Source organism: Pseudomonas sp. HMSC076A11 (assembly GCF_001810205.1).
GTDB lineage: Bacteria > Pseudomonadota > Gammaproteobacteria > Pseudomonadales > Pseudomonadaceae > Pseudomonas > Pseudomonas aeruginosa.
On the sequence record NZ_KV800319.1, the window covers coordinates 35,509 to 55,059 of the forward strand.

Below are 19,551 nucleotides of genomic sequence, written 5' to 3' on the forward strand. Positions count from 1 at the left end.
CGCAGGGGCGCCGGTCTTTCCAGGAGGGGCTGGTTTCAGCCGAACAGGCGTCGCTCCTGCGGACGCAACTGGCGGCCGAGCAGAGCCCATAGCAGCAGCACGCCGGCCAACCCGGCCAGCGGCCAGACGCGGTATTGCAGATAGGGCGTCAGGCCCTGCATGGGAATCACCTCGCCGCGCAGGATGCCCTGCTGGAACTGCGGGATCTGCCGGACGATCCGGCCATAGGGATCGATCAGGCCGGTGACGCCGTTGTTGGTCGCGCGGATCATCCAGCGACCGCTTTCCAGGGCGCGCATCTGTGCCATCTGCAGGTGCTGCAAAGGGCCTATGGAAGTGCCGAACCAGGTGTCGTTGCTCACTGTCAGCAACACCTGGCTCTGCGCCGCGAGCGCGGCGGCGAACTCCGGGTAGACCACTTCGTAGCAGATGTACGGGGCGATCTCGTAGCCCTTGGCCTTGAGCAGCGGCTGGTCGGCCGGGCCGCGAGCGAAGTCGGACATCGGCAGGTCGAAGAAGGCGATCAGGCCGCGCAGCAGGTCCTGCAGCGGCACGTACTCGCCGAACGGCACCAGCTTCTGCTTGAGGTAGGTGCCCGCGCCTTCGCCGACCACGGTGATGCCGTTGAAGTAGCGACTCTTGCCGTCGGCGAGACGTTCGCGCACCGGGACCCCGGTGATCAGCGCGGCGTTCTTCTCGTCGGCGACCTGGCCCATGGCGCCGAGGTAGCCGCTGGCCATGTCTTGGAGAATCGGCACCGCGGTTTCCGGCCAGACGATCAGGTCGACGTCCTGCTGCGGCAGGCTCAGGTCGCGGTAGAGGTCGAGTTGCGCGCGGACCTGATTCGGGTCCCATTTCAGCTCCTGGGCGATGTTGCCCTGGATCGCCACGACCTTCAGCGGTTCGCCGGCCGAATGGGTCCAGGCGTGGCCCTTGAGATAGAGGCCGGCCGCCCACGGGCCGAGCAGCAGGACCAGCCCCAGAAGCAGGCTGGCACCGTGCGGGAAGAGGCGCGGCAGGTTCACCAGCAGGGCCGCGCTGAGGGCGATGACGAAGGAGGACAGCCATACGCCGCCCACCGGCACCAGCCCGGCCAGCGGTCCCTGCAACTGGCTATAGCCGGCGTAGAGCCAGGGGAAACCGGTCAGGAACCAACTGCGGAACAGCTCCAGTGCCAGCCACAGGGCGGCGAACGCCAGGGCGTCGCCCAGCGGCGCGTTGTCGCGGCGCAGGCAGCGCGCCCACAGCCAGGCCGGCAGGGCGAAGAAGAAGGCGACGCCGGCGGTGAAGCCGAGCATGAGGAAGCTCGCCAGCGGCACCGAGGCGGCGCCGTAGTCATGGATACTGACGTAGATCCAGCTGGTGCCGGCGCCGAACGCGCCGAAACCGTACCACCAGCCGCGCCACAGGGCGGACTTGCCGGGAAGGCCGCGCAAGCCGAGATAGAGCAGGGCGATCGAGAGGATCGCCAGCGGCCAGTAGTCGAAGGGCGCCAGGGCCAGGGGTGTGAGCGCGCCTGCGGCGAGTGCCAGCAGGTGTCCGGGCCAGCCGGGACGAGAAATCCAACGCATCGAATGTCCTTAGAGCCTGTTCAATGTCCGACTGCGCAGACCGGGGCCTCCTTCGGCTGCCGGACGGCAACGTCCGCGGCGACAGGGGAGTCTGGCGCAAGGCGCAAGAGTAAAGGAGGGGCTGGCGAGACGCCAGAAGGACGGCGCGGGAAGATGCCCCCTCCGCCGCGGCGGAGGGGGCGCGCTCAGTTCTGCAGGGGAGACAGGCGCAGCAGGTGGACGCGGCGGCTGTCGGCGTTGAGCACGCGGAAACGGAACTCGCCCAGCTCGACCACTTCGTTGCGCTTGGGCAGGTGGCCGAAGGCGCTCATCACCAGGCCGCCCACGGTATCGAATTCCTCGTCGGAGAATTCCGAGCCGAAGAAGTCGTTGAAGGCGTCCACGGGGGTCAGCGCCTTGACGATGAAATCGCCGCTGGGCAGCGGCTTGATGTAGCTGTCCTCCTCGACGTCGTGCTCGTCCTCGATATCGCCGACGATCTGTTCCAGCACGTCCTCGATGGTCACCAGGCCGGCCACGCCGCCGTATTCGTCGATGACGATGGCCATGTGGTTGCGGTTGGCGCGGAATTCGCGGAGCAGCACGTTGAGGCGCTTGGATTCGGGGACGAAGGTGGCCGGACGCAGCAGTTCCTTGATGTCGAAGGGACGCTCGTCGTTGTGCAGGATCAGTGGCAGGAGGTCCTTGGCCAGCAGTACGCCCATGACGTCGTCGAGGCTTTCGCCGACCACCGGGTAGCGCGAGTGGGCGGCTTCGATGATGGCCGGAAGGAATTCCTTCGGCGTCTGGGTCGAACGGATGCTCATCATCTGCGAGCGCGGCACCATGATGTCGCGCACCTGCAGGTCGGCGACCTGGATCGCCCCCTCGACGATGGACAGCGCCTCGCTGTCCAGCAGCTTGTTGTCGTGGGCATCGCGCAGCAGCTCGAGGAGCTCCTGGCGGTTTCTCGGCTCGTGGGCAAAAGCCTGGGTGATCTTGTCCAGCCAGGACTTGTGCCCGTTGCTCGATCGGTCTTCGCTCATTTTTCCTTGCTCGGTGGCTCTTCGTCGTCGTAGGCGTACGGATCGGGATGACCCAGTTCCGCCAGCAATTCACGTTCCAGTGTTTCCATTTCTTCCGCTTCGGCGTCGTCGATGTGGTCGTAGCCGAGCAGGTGCAGGCAGCCGTGGATCACCAGGTGGGCCCAGTGGGCCTGCAACGGCTTGCGCTGTTCCAGGGCTTCGCGGGCGACCACCGGGGCGCAGATCACCAGGTCGCCGAGCAGCGGGATATCGAGAAGCTCGTCCGGGACATCGGCGGGGAAGGACAGCACGTTGGTCGCGTAGTCCTTGTGCCGGTAGGTGCTGTTCAGTTCCAGGCCTTCGGCCTCGTCCACCAGGCGGATGGTCAGCTCCGACTCCGGACGCTGGCGCAGGGCCAGTTCGCACCAGGCGCGGAACTGCGCTTCGGAGGGCAGGTCCGGGGCGGCGCTGGCGACCTGCAGGTCGAGCTCAAGCGGCATCGTGACCGCCCTTGCCCGTTCCCTCGACCGGCCGCACCTGGCCTTGCTGGCGGCTCTCGTGACGCTCGTAGGCTTCGACGATACGCTGCACCAGCGGGTGGCGGACCACATCCTTGGGCTTGAAGTGGGTGAAGCTGATGCCGGGGACGTCCTGCAGGACCTCGATCACGTGCTTGAGGCCGGAGCGGGTGCCGCGGGGCAGGTCGACCTGGGTGACGTCGCCGGTGATCACCGCGGTGGAGCCGAAGCCGATCCGGGTGAGGAACATCTTCATCTGCTCGACTGTGGTGTTCTGGCTCTCGTCGAGGATGATGAAGCTGTTGTTCAGCGTGCGCCCGCGCATGTAGGCCAGCGGCGCGACCTCGATGACGTTGCGCTCGATCAGCTTGGCCACGTGTTCGAAGCCGAGCATCTCGTAGAGCGCGTCGTAGAGCGGGCGCAGGTAGGGGTCGATCTTCTGCGACAGATCGCCGGGAAGGAAACCGAGCTTCTCGCCGGCCTCGACCGCCGGGCGCACCAGCAGGATGCGGCGGATCTGCTCGCGCTCCAGGGCGTCGACGGCGCAGGCTACGGCGAGATAGGTCTTGCCGGTGCCGGCCGGGCCGATGCCGAAGTTGATGTCGTGGTCGAGGATCGCCTTGACGTAGCGCTGCTGGTTGGCGCCGCGCGGGCGGATGTGCGCCTTGCGCGATTTCAGGGTGACCTGCGGCGCGCTCTGCAATTCCTCGAGGTCTTCCAGGCCGGACTCCTGCAGGTACAGGTGCACGGTGTCGGGAGTGAGATCGGTGCCGTTCTGCGCCTCGCGGTAGAGACGCTGCAGCAGGCGTTCGGCGACCTTGGTCCGGCGCGGTTCGCCGGCCAGTTCGAACTGGTTGCCGCGGTTGCGGATCTCGATGTCGAGGCGTTTCTCGATCTGGTGGAGATGCTCGTCGAACTGCCCGCAAAGTGTCGCGAAGCTGCGGGCGTCGAACGGCTCGAGGATAAAGCGATGAAGTTCCTGGGGGGCGTTCAAGGTGTTCTGTCGTACTCGCCAGTGGCTGATTGATAGGGAAGAGAATAACCGCTGGATATCGTCGCGCAAAGTTGCCGTATCGCGGCGGCGCTTTCCCGGTTCCCGCTGAAACGTTGGTGCACCGTGGCGGCGGGAAGGTTCAGCGAGCCCGCCGTACGGTCGTCGGCCTCAATGCAGGGTGCTGTCGATCAGGGTACCGCGCAGCGAGTGCGGCAGCGCGTCGTCGATGTGCACCTGGGCGAACTGGCCGATCAGGCGTGGATTGTCGCAGCGGAAGTTGACGATCCGGTTGTTCTCGGTGCGCCCCTGGAGCATGCCTGGGTCCTTCTTCGAGAAGTCGGTGACCAGGATCCGCTGGGTGCTGCCGACCATGCGCCGGCTGATCTCGTAGCCTTGCTGGTGGATGCGGCTCTGGAGGATCTGCAGGCGCTGTTTCTTCACTTCTTCCGGCAGGTCGTCGGCGAGGTCGGCGGCGGGCGTGCCGGGCCGCGCGCTGTAGATGAAGGAGAAGGAGAAGTCGAAGCCGACGTCCTCCACCAGCTTCATGGTCTGCTCGAAGTCCTTCTCGGTTTCGCCGGGGAAACCGACGATGAAGTCGGAGCTGATGCAGATGTCCGGTACCGCGGCCTTCAGCTTGCGGATACGCGACTTGTATTCCAGCACGGTATGGTTGCGCTTCATCGCCGCCAGCACGCGGTCGGAGCCCGACTGCACCGGCAGGTGGATGAATTTCACCAGCTCCGGCACCTCGGCGTGGCCTGGATCAGCGCGTCGGAGAATTCCAGCGGGTGCGAGGTGGTATAGCGGATGCGCTCGATACCGTCGACGGCGGCGACCACCCGCAGCAGTTCGGCGAAGTCGGCCAGGCGGCCATCGTGGGTCAGGCCGCGGAAGCCGTTGACGTTCTGTCCCAGCAGGGTGACTTCGCGGACGCCGTTCTCGGCCAGGTGGATCACTTCGGCGATCACGTCGTCGAATGGTCGGCTGACTTCCTCGCCGCGGGTGTAGGGCACCACGCAGAAGCTGCAGTACTTGCTGCAGCCTTCCATCACCGAGACGAAGGCGGTGGGGCCATCGACCCGCGGTTCCGGCAGGCGGTCGAATTTCTCGATTTCCGGGAAGGACACGTCGACCTGCGGCTTGCGCGTGCTGCGCGCGGCGTCGATCATTTCCGGCAGGCGGTGCAGGGTCTGCGGGCCGAAGACCACGTCGACATAGGGCGCGCGCTCACGGATCGCGGCGCCTTCCTGGCTGGCCACGCAGCCGCCGACGCCGATCACCAGGTCGGGATTCTGCTGCTTCAGCTCGCGCCACATGCCGAGCTTGGAAAACACCTTTTCCTGGGCCTTCTCGCGGATCGAGCAGGTATTGAGCAGGATGACGTCGGCCTCGGCGGCGTTTTCGGTCACCTCGAGGGCTTGGTGTTCACCGAGCAGGTCCGCCATTCGCGACGAGTCGTACTCGTTCATCTGGCAGCCGTGGGTTTCGATGAAAAGCTTCTTGGCCATGCGCTTCGTCGGACAGTTCGAAAAGGACCGCGCATTATAGAGGGCGGGGCCCCCGGTTCCTAGCGTTGCTGGCCGAAAGGCTGTGCTATGATTCGCGCCCTTCATTTTCCGGCATTGCTTTCCCCGCCATGAACAAGCGCGAAAACCCCATCTACAAGGTGATTTTCCTCAACCAGGGCCAGGTCTTCGAGATGTATGCCAAGCAGATCTACCAGAGCGATCTGTGGGGCTTCCTGGAAATCGAGGAGTTCGTCTTCGGCGAGCGCACCCAGGTGGTGGTGGACCCCAGCGAGGAGAAGCTCAAGGCGCAGTTCGAAGGCGTTCTGCGCAGCTTCGTGCCGATGCACGCGATCGTCCGCATCGACGAGGTCGAGCGCCTGGGTACGCCGAAGATCAGCGAGGCCAAGGGCGCGGGCAACGTCATGCCGTTCCCCATGCCGATGCCCGGCAAGAGCGACTGATTCGCGAAAGGGACGTCAGGGCAGCGGCGCGAAGGGCGTGACGCCGCCGGCAGTCTGCAGTTCGATCAGGTAGTTGCGGAAGATCTGCCCCAGCACCCGGGTGGCGATGTCCAGTTCGTCGCGGTTCATCTGCTCGGCTACCAGGTCGGCGCTGTCCAGGGCGTCCTCGGCGCCGTTCACCGCTGCCATCTTCAGCACGATGTAGGCCTGTACGTTGTTCGCCGGAACCCCTTCGCCACGGAAGAACATGGTGCCGAGGTGGTACTGGGCCTGGGCATGGCCCTGTAGAGAAGCTTTCTCGAACCAGTTGAGGGCGGCCTGGAGGTCGCGCGGGATGCGCTCGCCGTCGTAGAAGAATTCGCCCAGTTCGTATTGCGCCTCGGCGTCGCCGCCATTGGCGACCTGCTGGCAGGCGGCGAGCGCCTGTTGCAATTCTTCGGGAACGGTGTTCAGCGCGCAGCGGCCGGTCGCTGGAATCAGCAACGAGTTGCCTCCCGCCTGCGCGAGCAGCGGCTGGAGGATCAACAGGCAACCCAGGGCGAGGGTGCGGCCGGTACGGAACATGAGGGGAAGACACCTCCTGGATCGGGGCGGGCAAGGGCTGCCCGGCCAACGAAATGCGCTGACCCTCACATTATGAAATAAGCCGACGCCTCCTTACAAAGTCTTTACTGTCTTTTCGGGAACTTTGTCGGCGCGTTTATGCATTTCGGCTAGGAAGGCGTTCCGGCGGGGAGGAGGGCGGCGCCCGGGAAGGGCGCCGCGAAGAGGATCATTTCAGCGCGGCGAAGGCTTTTTCGGCGGCGTTCAGCGTGATTTCCAGCTCCTTGTCGCCATGGGCGATGGAGGTGAAGCCGGCCTCGAAGGCGCTAGGCGCAAGGTACACGCCACCGTCGAGCATCAGGTGGAAGAAGCGCTTGAAGCGTTCGACGTCGCTGGCCATCACGTCCTCGAAGGTGACGATGGCGTCGGCGCCGCTGAAGTACAGGCCGAACATGCCGCCCGCCTGGGTGGTGACGAAGGGGATGCCGGCGGCATCCGCGCGCTGTTGCAGGCCGTCGAGCATGCGCGTGGTGTAGGCGGTCAGTTCGTCGTGGAAACCGGGGCGGCTGATCAGGCGCAGGGTGGTCAGGCCGGCGGCCATTGCCAGCGGGTTGCCCGAGAGCGTGCCGGCCTGGTAGACCGGGCCCAGCGGGGAAATCTGCTGCATGATCTCGCGCTTGCCGCCGAAGGCGCCCACCGGCATGCCGCCGCCGATGATCTTGCCGAAGGTCGACAGGTCCGGGGTGACCCCGTAGTAGGCCTGGGCGCCGCCGAGGGCGACACGGAAGCCGGTCATCACTTCGTCGAAGATCAGCACCACGCCGTGTTCGTCGCAGGCTTCGCGCAGGCCTTCGAGGAAGCCCGGCGCCGGCGGCACACAGTTCATGTTGCCGGCAACCGGCTCGACGATGATGCAGGCGACCTCCTTGCCGACCCCGCCCAGGGTCTTGCGCACCGCCTCGATGTCGTTGAACGGCAGGGTCAGGGTGTGCTTGGCGAAGGCCGCCGGAACGCCCGGGGAGTTCGGCACGCCGAAGGTCAGGGCGCCGGAGCCGGCCTTCACCAGCAGGCTGTCGGAGTGACCGTGGTAGCAGCCTTCGAACTTGATGATGCTGTCGCGCCCGGTGTAGCCGCGGGCCAGGCGGATGGCGCTCATGGTCGCCTCGGTGCCGGAGCTGACCATGCGCACCATCGCCATCGACGGCACCATGGAGCAGACCAGGTCGGCCATTTCCACTTCCAGCGCGGTCGGCGCGCCATAGGACAGGCCGTGGTCGAGTTGCCGGCGCACCGCGTCGAGCACGTCCGGATGGCTGTGGCCGAGGATCATCGGGCCCCAGGAGCCGACATAGTCCACGTAGCGCTTGTCGTCCTCGTCCAGTACATAGGCGCCTTCGGCGTGCTTGAAGAACAGCGGGGTGCCGCCGACGCTCTTGAAGGCGCGCACCGGGGAGTTGACCCCGCCGGGAATGTGTTTCTGGGCGTTGTTGAACAGCGTTTCGGAACGGGACATGGCTAGCTCTCTATCTCTCGGGCGAGGCGCGGAGGCGTCAGGCAGGTTCGAACAGGGCGCTGAAGGCGCGGGCGCGGCGTTCCACCTCGGCGGCGGACGCGGCGGCGAACAGCGCATGGATCACGGCGACCAGATCGACGCCGCGGGCGATCAGGCCGGGCGCGGTGTCGAGGCTGATGCCGCCGATGGCGGTGATCGGCAGGTGCAGGCGCGGCCGGGCCTGGTCGAGCAGCTCGACGCTGGCGGCGGGGGCGCCGGGTTTGGTGCTGGAATTGAAGAAGCGGCCGAAGGCGACGTAGCTGGCGCCCTCGGCCACCGCCTGCTCGGCCAGTTCCAGTTGGGCGTGGCAGGTGGCGCCGATGATCGCCTGGCGGCCGAGCAGGGCGCGCGCCGCCGACAGCGAACCGTCGGTCTGGCCGAGGTGCAGGCCGACGCCCAGGCGCGCGGCGAGTTCGGCGTCGTCGTTGACGATCAGCTGCGCGCCGTAGCGTTCGCAGAGTTCGCGCAGGCTTTCCGCCTCGCGCAGGCGCCGCGCCTGGTCGCTGGATTTGTCGCGGTATTGCAGCAGGCGCGCGCCGCCGCGTAGCGCGGCTTCGACGTAGGGCAGCAGGCGGCCGTCGTCCAGTAGCTGGCTATCGGTGATGGCGTACAGGCCGCGCAGTTTCATCGGCTGGCTCTCAGTGACAGAAGTCGGTGGGCAGGCGGCGCGGCACGTATTGGCCGTGGCCCGGACTCTCGGCGTCGCGCAGGGTCCGCCAGGTGTAGTCGAGGGCGCTCTGCACGGCGCCGTGCAGTGCTTCGCCGAGGGCGATGCGACCGGCCAGGGCGCTGGCCAGGGTGCAGCCGGAGCCATGGTAGCTGCCGGGCAGGCGCTGGCAGGTGAAGGTGCGGCGGCTGCCGTCGCGGCTGTACAGGCGATTGTGCACTTCGCTTTCGTCGCCGTGTCCGCCGGTGATCAACAGGTGCTCGCAGTGTTCCAGCAGGCGCTCGGCGCACTGGTCGGCGCTGCCCTCGGGCAGGTCGGCGAGCAGGCGCGCTTCCGGCAGGTTCGGCGTGGCGATGGTGGCGCGCGGCAGCAGCCGCTCGCGCATGGCGAAGCCGACGTCGCCCTTGCCCAACGCACCGCCGCCGCCGGCGCGCAGCACCGGATCGCAGACCACCGGCAAGTGCGGGTGGGCGGCGAGGATCTCGGCCACCGTGTCGACCATCTCCAGCGAACCGAGCATACCCAGCTTGACCGCCGCGACGGGCAGGTCGGCGAGTACGGCGTTGGCCTGGGCCAGCACCCACTCGCGGTCGAGGACGCGGAAGTCGCTGACGTTGACGGTGTCCTGCACGGTCAGCGCGGTGACCGCCGGGGCGGCGTGGCAGCCCTGGGCGAGCAGGGCTTCGATGTCGGCTTGCAGTCCGGCGCCACCACTGGGGTCGTGACCGGACAGGCAGAGCACTACGGGGCGGGAAGTCGGTGTTTTCATGGCGCGTGAGCTTACCACTAAAAGCGCTTCGTGGCGGCTGCGCGGACGACCTTTCGGGCGCCGCGCCCGGGCCCTGCGTGACACGTCCCGGGCCTGACGTGGCGTGGCGTGTGCTAAAGTTCGGCGAATATTCATACAACGCTCGCCAAGGGCGGACCATTACGAGGGAGGTGGGGCTCCCGGTCCGTTCGAGGAGCACTGCGGGGCATCATGCGGCACTGGCTGATTCTCTTTCTTCTTGCGTTGCCGTGCCTGGCGGGTGCGGTGAGCTTCAACGAGCAGGTCGAGCGCCTGCCGCTGGGGCAGTCCATCGACGTGTTCGAGGACGTGCGCGGTAGCGCCGATATCAACGACATCACCTCGCTGGCCATCGACAGCAGCTTCCGCCGCCATGACAAGGACGTGCTCAATGCCGGCTATTCGCGCTCGGTGTTCTGGTTGCGCCTGGACCTGGACTACCGGCCGGTCGCCTCCAGCGATCCGCGCACCTGGCTGCTGGAGCTGGCCTATCCGCCGCTGGACAAGCTCGACCTCTACCTGCCCGATGGCCAGGGCGGCTACCGCCTCGCCCAGCGCACCGGCGACACATTGCCGTTCGCCAGTCGGCCGATCCGGCAGAACAACTACCTGTTCGAACTCGGCCTCGAGCCGAACAAGCCGCAGCGTGTCTACCTGCGGCTGGAAAGCCAGGGGTCGATCCAGGCGCCGCTGACCCTGTGGTCGCCCAAGGCCTACCTGGAGGAGCAGCCCGAACGCATCTATGTGCTCGGCATCATCTATGGCGTGCTGCTGGTGATGCTGATCTACAACCTGTTCATCTTCCTCAGCGTCCGCGATACCAGCTATCTCTACTACATCCTCTATATCGCTTCGTTCGGGCTCTACCAGGTCTCGGTGAACGGCGCCGGCATCGAGTACTTCTGGCCCGACAGCCCCTGGTGGGCGAACGCCGCCACGCCATTCCTGATCGGTTCGGCGGCGCTGTTCGGCTGCCAGTTCGCGCGCAGCTTCCTGCATACCCGCGACCACAGCGTGTGGGTCGACCGCGGCCTGCTGGCGCTGATGGCGGTCGGCGCGCTGGTCATGCTGATGGCGCTGACCATGAGCTACGCCGTGGCCCTGCGCCTGGCCACCTACCTGGCGCTGGCCTTCACCGGCCTGATCTTCGCCGCCGGCATCCTCGCCTGGCTGCGCGGCATGCGCGTGGCGCGCTATTTCATCATCGCCTGGACCGCCTTCCTTCTCGGCGGCATCGTCAACACCCTGATGGTCCTCGGCTACCTGCCGAACATGTTCCTCACCATGTATGCCAGCCAGATCGGTTCGGCGCTGGAGGTGGGCTTGCTGTCGCTGGCACTGGCCGACCGGATCAACGCGATGAAGGAGGAGCGCGCGCGAATCCTCCAGGAGTCCAGCCGCAAGCTGGAAGCGCTGAACCAGGAACTGGCCAACAGCAACCGCCTGAAGGACGAGTTCCTCGCCACCGTCACCCACGAACTGCGCACCCCGATGAGCGGGGTGATCGGTTCGCTGGAGCTGATGCAGACGGTGCCGATGGACGTCGAACTCGCCGAGTACCAGCGCACCGCCGCCGGTTCGGCGCGGGACATGATGCGGATGGTCAACGACATCCTCGCCCTCATCGAACTGCAGGCCGGCAAGCTCTACCCGCGCCGCGAGCCGTTCAGCCTGCGCGGCCTGTTCGACAGCCTGCGCGCGCAGTACGCGCCGCGCGCCGAGGAGAAGGGCCTGCGCTTCGCCCTGCAACTGGACGACAGCCTGCCGGACACCCTCGAAGGTGATGCCGGCAAGCTGGCCCAGGCGCTGGGCTACCTGGTCGACAACGCGATCAAGTTCACCGCCAGGGGCAGCGTGACCCTGCGCGTCGCCGCCGGGCGTACCCATGACGGGGTGGCGCTGCGGGTGGAAGTGATCGACACCGGCATCGGTTTCGACATGGCCGCCGGCAGCGACCTCTACCAGCGTTTCGTCCAGGCCGACAGCTCGTTGACCCGTGGCTACGGAGGCCTCGGCATCGGCCTGGCTCTGTGCCGCAAGCTGGTGGAGCTGCTTGGCGGCGAGCTGACCCACGAGTCCCGGCCGGGACAGGGCAGCCGCTTCCTCCTGCGCCTGCAACTGACCCAGCCGGCCCAGGGCCTGGCGCCGCCGCCGCGGCGCGCCGGCGGGCAGGCGGTGCGGCGTCCCGAGGAGTGCACGGTGCTGGTGGTGGAGGACAACGCCATCAACCAGTTGGTGACTCGCGGCATGCTGCTCAAGCTCGGCTACCGGGTGCGCACCGCCGACAACGGTAGCGAAGCCCTGGAGTTGCTGGCGCGCGAGCGGCCGGACGGCGTACTGCTCGACTGCCAGATGCCGGTGATGGACGGCTTCGCCACCTGTCGGGCGATCCGCGCGCTGCCCGGCTGCGCGGAACTGCCGGTGCTGGCGTTGACCGCCCACAGCCACAGCGGCGATCGCGAGCGCTGCCTGGCGGCGGGCATGAGCGACTACATGGCCAAGCCGGTCAAGTTCGAAGAGTTGCAGACCCTGCTGCACGATTGGCTGCTGTGCCAGCCGATCGTCACCAAGTCCGCCTGAAGCCGTTCCGCGGCTGGCTGAAATGCCGGCCTGCGCGACCTGTATGTCTCTTTAGGCAAAGCCTGAAGCGTGATTCACTGGGAAAAAGTGAATCCGGATTCAGTCATGGTCTATCGTGTCACCGAACGCCGCCTGCAACGCGATTCCGCGCTGCGCGAGCGCATCCTCCAGCTAGGCCTGCGGCGTGTCGCGGAGGGCGGTTTCGCCGCGCTGACCATGCAGGCCCTGGCCGACGACGCGGGGATTGCCACCGGCAGCCTGTACCGCCACTTCCGGGGCAAGGGCGAGCTGGCGGCGGAAATCTTCCGCCGCGCCAGCCAGCGTGAGGTCGATGCCCTGGCCGTGGTCCTGCGCGGTCCCGGCGCGCCCGCCTGGCGCCTGGCCGAGGGCTTGCGGCGCTTTGCCGCGCGCGCCTGGAGCAGCCAGCGGCTGGCCTTCGCCCTGATCGCCGAGCCGGTGGATCCTGAAGTCGACGAGCAGCGCCTGCGCTATCGCGAGGCCTACGCCGCACTGTTCGTCGAACTGCTCGAGGAGGGCCGGCGCAGTGGCGCATTCCAGCTTTCCCTGGTGCCGCTTGCCGCGGCCTGCCTGGTCGGGGCCATCGCCGAGGCGCTGGTCGGCCCCTTGTCTCCCCCGGCGCGCGCCGCTCGCGACAGCGGCCAGCCGGAACCGAGTCTGGAGCCGGTGAGTACGGCTCTGGTGAACTTCTGCCTGCGCGCGGTGGGCGCGCCTGTCTGCGAGGAACCCTCATGAACCTGCACCAGTACGCCGAAACCCACGAAGTGACCAACCAGGTACCGTCGCTGGATGGCGCCAACCTCTACCGCCTCGATCTGCCTCTCCAGGAGTGGGTGCGTCGCTACCAGGGCGGCTGGGCCGAGGAGCGCCTGCAGCGCTACGGCGAGCTGGCCGGCGGCCCGCTGATGGCGGCCGGCTTCCTGGCCAACCAGCACAAGCCGGAGTTCCATAGCCACGACCGCTACGGCAACCGCGTCGACCTGGTGGAGTTCCATCCCGCCTACCACGAGCTGATGCGCGCCGCCATCGAGCACGAACTGCCCTCGCTGCCCTGGACCGACCCGCGCCCCGGCGCCCAGGTGGCGCGGGCCGGGCTGTCCTACCTGCACAGCCAGGCGGAGGCCGGCACCGGTTGCCCGTTGACCATGACCTACGCCAGCGTGCCGGCGATTCGCCTGCAGGCGGACCTGGCCGAGAAATGGCTGCCGAAGATCCTCTCCCGGGAGTACGACCCGCGCAACGTGCCGATGGAGCAGAAGGCGGGCGTCACCATCGGCATGGCGATGACCGAGAAGCAGGGTGGCACCGACGTCCGGGCCAATACCACGCGGGCCTACCCGGTGGGGATTCCCGGGCCGGGGCAGGCCTACGAACTGGTCGGGCACAAGTGGTTCTGCTCGGCGCCGATGTGCGACGCCTTCCTCACCCTGGCCTACACCGACAAGGGCCTGACCTGCTTCCTGCTGCCGCGCCACCGGCCGGACGGCAGCCGCAACCAGTTCTACATCCAGCGCCTGAAGGACAAGCTGGGCAACTGGTCGAACGCTTCCAGCGAAATCGAGTATCGCGGCGCCCTGGCCTGGATGGTCGGCGAGGAGGGCCGTGGCGTGCCGACCATCATCGAGATGGTCGCCATGACCCGCTTCGACTGCATGATCGGCTCCAGCGCACTGATGCGTCAGGCGTTGACCCAGGCTGCCCACCACTGTGCCTACCGCAAGGTCGGCGGGCGGGTGCTGGCCGAGCAACCGCTGATGCAGAACGTGCTCGCCGACCTGGCCCTGGAAAGCGAGGCGGCGCTGGCCCTGACCCTGCGCATGGGGCATGCCCTGGACCGTGCCCACGACGAGCAGGAGGAGAAGTTCGCCCGCCTGGTCACCGCGGTGGGCAAGTACTGGATCTGCAAGCGTGCCCCGGCGATGATCAACGAAGCCTCCGAATGCATGGGCGGTGCCGGCTACGTCGAGGAAACCATCCTGCCGCGGCTGTACCGCGAGGCCCCGGTGAACTCGATCTGGGAAGGTTCCGGCAACGTGCAGTGCCTGGACGTGCTGCGTGCTCTGTCGAAGGAGCCGGGGGTGCTCGACGCGTTGTTCGCCGAACTGGGCGACGGCCATGGCGACGCCCGTCTCGCCGCGCACATCGGCAACCTCAAGGCGGCCTTCGCCGACACCGCCGACATCCAGTACCGCGCCCGCCAGCTCACCGAGGACGTGGCGATCGCCCTGCAGGCCAAGCTGTTGCTGGAAGCCGGCAACTCCGCGGTGTCCGACGCCTTCATCGGCAGTCGCCTGGGGGACGGCGGGCGGGTCTACGGCACCCTCCCGCGCGGCGTCGAGGTCGAGGCGCTGTTGGCTCGTGCCACCCCGCACCTGACCTGAGGCGCGTCGCGATGCAGGCGCATCCGCGCTACCGGGAGCTGGTCGAGCAGGGCTTCGCCGCGGCCAGTTTCGTCGGCGACCTCGGCATCCGTCCGCTGGACTGCGGGCCGGGTTGGGTCGAAGCGGGGCTGGACATCCTGCCCCGCCACGCCCAGCAGAACGGCTTCATCCATGCCGGGGTCCAGGCGACCCTGGCCGACCATGCCGCCGGGGCCGCCGCCGCGACCCTGGTGGAGGAGGGGCAGACGGTGCTGACCCTGGAGTTCAAGCTCAACCTGTTGCGCCCGGCGCTTTGCCAGCGCCTGTTGTGTCGCGCCGAGGTGCTCAAGGCCGGGCGCCAGGTGACGGTGGTCGAGGCCGAGGTGTTCGCCGAGCGGGACGGTCGGCGGCACCTGTTCAGCAAGGCCACCGTGACCATGGCGGTGGTGGCGCTGGCCGAATGAGATAGCGGGAGAAAAGCGCTGTGTTTTCCTGTCGGTACAGGCAAGATGTTTTCCATGCGAACCGACAGGAAGCCCACCATGAGTATCGATTCCGACGACGGGTTCGTCGTCGCCCGCACGGCCGAGGAGGCCGTCGACCGTCTTGCCGAGCTGCACCGCCAGGCCACCGCGGCGCTGAGCCAGGCGCTCAAGCGCTACATCAAGGAGCGCATCGAGCCAAGCGAGGCCGAGCGGCAGAACTTCCACTACCCGCAACTGCGCATCGGCTACCGCTGCCAGGGCGAGGTGCCGTCCACCACCCGCGCCTACGCCAAGGTCCAGGTGCCGGGCGAATACAGCGTCACCGTCACCCACCCCGACGCCTTCCGCAAGTACCTGCTGGAACAGTTGCGTCCGCTGATGGACGATTTCACCGTGCAGGTGCAGGTCGGCCCGAGCCAACAGGACATCCCCTATCCCTACGTGGTCGAGCAGGGCGACGAGCTGGCCGGCTCCGGGGTGACCGCCGCCGAGCTGGCGCGGGTGTTCCCCAGCACCGACCTGTCCGCCGCTTCCGACGACATCGCCGACGGCCTCTACGAATGGGAACGCGCCGACCAGTTGCCGCTGGCGCTGTTCGACGCCGCGCGGGTGGACTTCTCCCTGCGCCGCCTGGTGCACTACACCGGCAGCGACTGGCGCCACGTGCAGCCGTGGATCCTGCTGACCAACTACCACCGCTACGTCGACCAGTTCATCCGCCTCGGCCTGACCCGCCTGCGCGAGGACCCGCGCTTCGTGCGCATGGTCCTGCCGGGCAACGTGATCATCGAACGCGGGATGGACGAAGGCGAGGCCAACGCCATCGTCGCCGGGGTGGTCTGGCACCGCTACCAGATGCCGGCCTACCACCTGATCGCCGCCGATGGCGACGGCATCACCCTGGTCAACATCGGGGTCGGCCCGTCCAACGCGAAGAACATCACTGACCACCTGGCGGTGTTGCGTCCGCATTGCTGGCTGATGATCGGCCACTGCGGCGGCCTGCGGCAGTCGCAGACCATCGGCGACTACGTACTGGCGCACGCCTACATGCGCCGCGACGGCATCCTCGACCGCGCGCTGCCGCCGCACATCCCGATCCCGGCGCTGGCCGAAGTCCAGGTCGCCTTGCAGGAAGCCGCCGCCGAAGTCACCGGCGAGCGCGGCGAGTCGCTCAAGCGACGCTTGCGCACCGGCACCGTGCTCACCTACGACGACCGCAACTGGGAGCTGCGCTGGGCCCAGGAGCGGCCACTGATCAACCTGGCGCGGGCCATCGCGGTGGACATGGAGAGCGGCACCATCGCCGCCCAGGGCTACCGCCTGCGGGTGCCCTACGGCACGTTGCTGTGCGTCTCGGACAAGCCGCTGCACAGCGAGATCAAGCTGCCCGGCTCGGCCAACGCCTTCTACGAGCGCGCGGTGAACCAGCACCTGCGGATCGGCATCGCCGCCCTCGACCTGTTGCGCAGCCAGCTCAACTCGCTGCACTCGCGCAAGCTGCGGAGTTTCGACGAGCCGCCGTTCCGTTGATCGGACGCGCCGCGGTTTCCGTGCGGAAACCGCGGCGCGCTTCTACGCCTTGCGGCGCCGAGGCCCTACAATGATGGCCCTTCGCCCTGCGTGGAACCGCGGCGCCCTCTGCCGGTCGGAACGACCACGCCTGCCATCGATGTGAGCCCCATGCCGTTCAGCGTCCCCACTCATCTCAGCAACCCGCTCCGTCGCTTCGCCCGCCGCCTGGTACCCGATGCCGCGCCGGAAGTGGCAGCGCCGTTGCCGATGCCGGAAAGCCTGGCCGGCGAACCGTGGTTCTCGGTCGGGCGGGCGGTCGAGGCCCTCGGCGGCGAGCGGGTCGATGGCTGGATCCTGGAAGAATGGCGTGGCTTGGCCCTGCGCGCGCGTTTCAGCGCTTGCTGGCGCGATCCGCGCGGCAACCTGTGGAATGTCCTGCCGCAGGCGGGCGCCATCGCTTTCCTGGCCGACCCGCAGCGGCGCTACGAAGGCGTGCCGCTGGCCGACCAGTACCAGGCGCTCAGCCGCGATGTCCTGCTGGAAGACTACCTCGGCCTGCGGCGCCAACTGGCCCGCGCCGGCCTGGACGATGAGGCCCGCGAGCGCCTGGCCGGGATGGCCGCGCGCCTGGAAAGCTGGCTGGCCCTGGGCGGCCGTGGCGACCAGGCTTGTCCGTGCGGCAGCGGCAAGCGCTACCGCAACTGCTGCTCCCGCCTGGTGGCCCCGGCCTCCTGAGCGACGTTGCGCGGTGCGACGCGCCACTGCTCGCCGGGTTTCGGCGTGCCGAAGGTCGCCGGGTCCACGCCTTGGCTGCGCAGCGCCGCCTGGAGCGCCTTGGGCGGGTCGTCCTGCTGTTCGTCGGTGAGATTGAAGGTACCGAAGTGGATGGCCATGCTGGTCTGCGCCTGCAGCGTGCGATGGGCCTGCACCGCGTCGTCGGGATTCATGTGGTGGTCGCGCATGAACCAGCGCGGCTCGTAGGCGCCGATCGGCAGGGCGGCGAAACGCATCGCCCCGAAGCGCTGGTTGATCAGCCCGAACTCCGGGCCGAGCCCGGTATCGCCGGGAAACAGCAGCGGGCCGTCCGGCGAGTCGATGACGAAGCCGAGCCAGAGCGTGCGGTTGGTGTCGCTGCGGGTGCGCGACGACCAGTGCTGCACCGGTACGCCATGCAGCGTCAGGCCAGCGCCCAGCGGCACGGCCTGCCACCAGTCGATCTCCACGACGTCGGCGAAACCTGTCTGGCGGATCAGCCCGGCGTTGCCCAGGCCGCTGACCACCTTGGCCGTCGGCCAGCGCCGGTGGAGCTGGCGCAGGGTTTCCAGGTCGAGGTGGTCGTAGTGGTTGTGGCTCACCAGCACCAGGTCGATCGGTGGCAACTGGTCGAGCGTCAACCCGGGCGGATGGTGGCGCTTCGGGCCGATGAAGGCGAGCGGGCTGACCCGTTGCGACCAGACCGGGTCGGTGAGGATGTTCAGGCCGCGGTGCTGGATCAGCAGGGTGGCGTGGTTGATGTAGGTGACCCGCAGTTCTTCGCCGCGGGCGCGCTCGTTCACCCTTGGCGGCGTTGCCGTCGGCGGCAGGGCGACCCACGGGCGTTGCGGCGGGCGGTTCCACTGCCACTTGAGCAGGTCGCGCAGGCTCTTGTGCGCGGTCGGCTGGATATTGCGGAAACGTTCGCCGTCGAAATGGTCCGAAGGCGGACCCTGATAGGCGCTGCCAGCGCAGCCGGCCAGGGTCAGCAGGCTGATCAGCCAGGTGGGACGCAGGGAGGGCATGAGGGGATGCTCTTGCGGTCAGGCTCTCGGACAACCTAGCATGCCGCCCGGTACCCCGATCAAGCCAACTCGTTTCCAGTCATGTCCCGTCCCCCGCGTCCTTCCCCGCGTTATCCCGTCCGCCCTGCGCCACGCCGGGTGGCCAAGGCGCCGCCGAGCGAGCCGAAGCTGCTGCTGTTCAACAAGCCGTTCGACGTACTGACCCAGTTCAACGACGAGCAAGGGCGTTCGACCCTCAAGGACTTCATCCCGGTGCCGGGCGTGTATCCGGCCGGGCGCCTGGACCGCGACAGCGAGGGCCTGTTGCTGCTGACCAACGACGGTCGCCTGCAGGCGCGCATCGCCGACCCCCGGCACAAGCTGCCGAAGACCTACTGGGTGCAGGTCGAAGGTACGCCGGACGAGGAGCAATTGCGGCGCCTGCGCGAGGGCGTGACGCTCAACGACGGCCCGACGCTGCCCGCCGAGGCGCGTCTGCTGGATGAGCCGACGTTGTGGGAGCGGGTGCCGCCGGTGCGTTTTCGCAAGTCGGTGCCGACCCACTGGCTGGAATTGGTGATCCGCGAGGGGCGCAATCGCCAGGTGCGGCGGATGACGGCGGCGGTGGGCTTGCCGACGCTGCGGCTGGTGCGGGTGCGGATCGGCCCCTGGAGCCTGGACGGCCTGGGCCTCGGGGAATGGCGGGAAGTGCCGGCGCGGCTGGACTGACGAGAGGGGCGTCGTCCAGCGGGCGCGGAACGATCAGTAGTACGACTTGATCACGGCGATGCCACGACCCATCACGTCGCGCCAGGCGTCGCGGGTCTCGGCGTCGCAGTCGCGGTCGTGCTCGGCGACCGCCATCAGCAGGGCGTCCAGCCACAGGTCGTAGAGTTCCGGGCGGATATCCAGCGCGGCGCGCGAATGGCTGGCGCCGAGGGCGCGCAGCTTGCTGTCGGACATGCCGCGGGCGTACATCACCAGGTTCATGATCCCGGCACGCAGCAGGTGTTTCTGCGCAGTCATGTCGGTGGTGGCGAACTTGGCGCGAATCTGCGGGGAACTGGCAAGGAAATGCCGGTAGAAATCATCGAAGAATCCGGTGCTGGCACAGCAGCGTCCATAACTCTGCATGACGCGGTCGGCGGCGTTCATGGCGACTCCCTTGTTCTAGGCAATGGCAAGGCGAGCCGGCCCCGTTGGCCGGGGCCGGCGGATGATTACGAATGGT

18 protein-coding genes and 1 pseudogene are annotated in these 19,551 nt (G+C 67.7%); 8 read left to right on the plus strand and 11 right to left on the minus strand.

Annotation, left to right across the window (positions count from 1 at the left end; genetic code table 11):
- Positions 1-35: 35 nt before the first annotated feature.
- From lnt to miaB, 5 genes and pseudogenes are all read right to left on the minus strand, one after another.
- Positions 36-1,571: an apolipoprotein N-acyltransferase gene (gene lnt, locus HMPREF2716_RS24565; protein WP_023095215.1), complete on the minus strand. Its 1,536-nt coding sequence runs from the start codon at positions 1,569-1,571 to the stop codon at positions 36-38.
- A 185-nt stretch (positions 1,572-1,756) separates the two neighbouring features.
- Entirely contained in the window at positions 1,757-2,596 is an 840-nt protein-coding gene (locus HMPREF2716_RS24570; protein ID WP_003093161.1) for an HlyC/CorC family transporter, read from the minus strand.
- Positions 2,593-3,075: an rRNA maturation RNase YbeY gene (gene ybeY, locus HMPREF2716_RS24575; RefSeq protein WP_023518004.1), complete on the minus strand. Its 483-nt coding sequence runs from the start codon at positions 3,073-3,075 to the stop codon at positions 2,593-2,595. Before ybeY ends, HMPREF2716_RS24570 begins: the two co-directional genes overlap by 4 nt.
- Entirely contained in the window at positions 3,065-4,087 is a 1,023-nt protein-coding gene (locus HMPREF2716_RS24580; RefSeq protein ID WP_003093159.1) for a PhoH family protein, read from the minus strand. Before HMPREF2716_RS24580 ends, ybeY begins: the two co-directional genes overlap by 11 nt.
- Before the next feature lie 168 nt (positions 4,088-4,255).
- Positions 4,256-5,595 (minus strand): annotated as a pseudogene (gene miaB / locus HMPREF2716_RS24585) (tRNA (N6-isopentenyl adenosine(37)-C2)-methylthiotransferase MiaB).
- A 128-nt stretch (positions 5,596-5,723) separates the two neighbouring features.
- Here miaB and HMPREF2716_RS24590 point away from each other — a divergent pair.
- Positions 5,724-6,056 carry a DUF1820 family protein gene (locus HMPREF2716_RS24590; protein ID WP_003093157.1) on the plus strand — a complete coding sequence of 111 codons (333 nt, stop codon included), beginning with the start codon at positions 5,724-5,726 and terminating at the stop codon, positions 6,054-6,056.
- A gap of 15 nt (positions 6,057-6,071) precedes the next feature.
- Here HMPREF2716_RS24590 and HMPREF2716_RS24595 read toward each other — a convergent pair whose 3' ends face one another.
- The 4 genes from HMPREF2716_RS24595 to HMPREF2716_RS24610 form a co-directional block, all read right to left on the minus strand.
- Positions 6,072-6,620 carry a tetratricopeptide repeat protein gene (locus HMPREF2716_RS24595; RefSeq protein ID WP_003093155.1) on the minus strand — a complete coding sequence of 183 codons (549 nt, stop codon included), beginning with the start codon at positions 6,618-6,620 and terminating at the stop codon, positions 6,072-6,074.
- Between the two features lie 208 nt (positions 6,621-6,828).
- Entirely contained in the window at positions 6,829-8,112 is a 1,284-nt protein-coding gene (gene hemL / locus HMPREF2716_RS24600; protein ID WP_023518003.1) for a glutamate-1-semialdehyde 2,1-aminomutase, read from the minus strand.
- A gap of 37 nt (positions 8,113-8,149) precedes the next feature.
- Positions 8,150-8,779 carry a thiamine phosphate synthase gene (gene thiE / locus HMPREF2716_RS24605; RefSeq protein ID WP_023085572.1) on the minus strand — a complete coding sequence of 210 codons (630 nt, stop codon included), beginning with the start codon at positions 8,777-8,779 and terminating at the stop codon, positions 8,150-8,152.
- Positions 8,780-8,789: 10 nt separating this feature from the next.
- On the minus strand, positions 8,790-9,587 hold the full coding sequence (locus HMPREF2716_RS24610) for a hydroxymethylpyrimidine/phosphomethylpyrimidine kinase (RefSeq protein WP_003100335.1): 798 nt from the start codon (positions 9,585-9,587) through the stop codon (positions 8,790-8,792).
- A gap of 210 nt (positions 9,588-9,797) precedes the next feature.
- On the opposite strand from HMPREF2716_RS24610, the gene ladS reads away from it, so the two are divergent.
- The 6 genes from ladS (at position 9,798) to HMPREF2716_RS24640 (ending at position 17,298) form a co-directional block, all read left to right on the plus strand.
- Entirely contained in the window at positions 9,798-12,185 is a 2,388-nt protein-coding gene (ladS, locus tag HMPREF2716_RS24615; protein ID WP_023518002.1) for a hybrid sensor histidine kinase/response regulator LadS, read from the plus strand.
- Positions 12,186-12,290: 105 nt separating this feature from the next.
- Positions 12,291-12,938: a TetR/AcrR family transcriptional regulator gene (locus tag HMPREF2716_RS24620; protein WP_003093144.1), complete on the plus strand. Its 648-nt coding sequence runs from the start codon at positions 12,291-12,293 to the stop codon at positions 12,936-12,938.
- Positions 12,935-14,584, plus strand: a complete 1,650-nt coding sequence (locus HMPREF2716_RS24625; protein WP_003114325.1) for an acyl-CoA dehydrogenase family protein — start codon at positions 12,935-12,937, stop codon at positions 14,582-14,584. Before HMPREF2716_RS24620 ends, HMPREF2716_RS24625 begins: the two co-directional genes overlap by 4 nt.
- 11 nt (positions 14,585-14,595) lie before the next feature.
- The gene (locus HMPREF2716_RS24630; RefSeq protein ID WP_003093139.1) at positions 14,596-15,027 is read left to right on the plus strand and encodes a PaaI family thioesterase; all 432 of its coding nucleotides are present in this window, start codon (positions 14,596-14,598) and stop codon (positions 15,025-15,027) included.
- A 54-nt stretch (positions 15,028-15,081) separates the two neighbouring features.
- The gene (amn, locus tag HMPREF2716_RS24635) at positions 15,082-16,581 is read left to right on the plus strand and encodes an AMP nucleosidase (protein ID WP_003119204.1); all 1,500 of its coding nucleotides are present in this window, start codon (positions 15,082-15,084) and stop codon (positions 16,579-16,581) included.
- Positions 16,582-16,731: 150 nt separating this feature from the next.
- Positions 16,732-17,298: an SEC-C metal-binding domain-containing protein gene (locus HMPREF2716_RS24640; RefSeq protein WP_010793411.1), complete on the plus strand. Its 567-nt coding sequence runs from the start codon at positions 16,732-16,734 to the stop codon at positions 17,296-17,298.
- Here HMPREF2716_RS24640 and HMPREF2716_RS24645 read toward each other — a convergent pair.
- Positions 17,256-18,341 (minus strand): MBL fold metallo-hydrolase, encoded by a 1,086-nt coding sequence (locus HMPREF2716_RS24645; RefSeq protein ID WP_003132531.1) that lies wholly within the window; start codon positions 18,339-18,341, stop codon positions 17,256-17,258. The two genes, HMPREF2716_RS24640 and HMPREF2716_RS24645, sit on opposite strands and share 43 nt — an antisense overlap.
- A 138-nt stretch (positions 18,342-18,479) precedes the next feature.
- Here HMPREF2716_RS24645 and HMPREF2716_RS24650 point away from each other — a divergent pair, with 138 nt between their 5' ends.
- Complete coding sequence (locus tag HMPREF2716_RS24650; RefSeq protein WP_003114324.1) at positions 18,480-19,049, plus strand: pseudouridine synthase; 570 nt, start codon at positions 18,480-18,482, stop codon at positions 19,047-19,049.
- Between the two features lie 33 nt (positions 19,050-19,082).
- Here HMPREF2716_RS24650 and HMPREF2716_RS24655 read toward each other — a convergent pair whose 3' ends face one another.
- Entirely contained in the window at positions 19,083-19,475 is a 393-nt protein-coding gene (locus HMPREF2716_RS24655) for a globin (RefSeq protein WP_003093127.1), read from the minus strand.
- Positions 19,476-19,551: the final 76 nt, after the last annotated feature.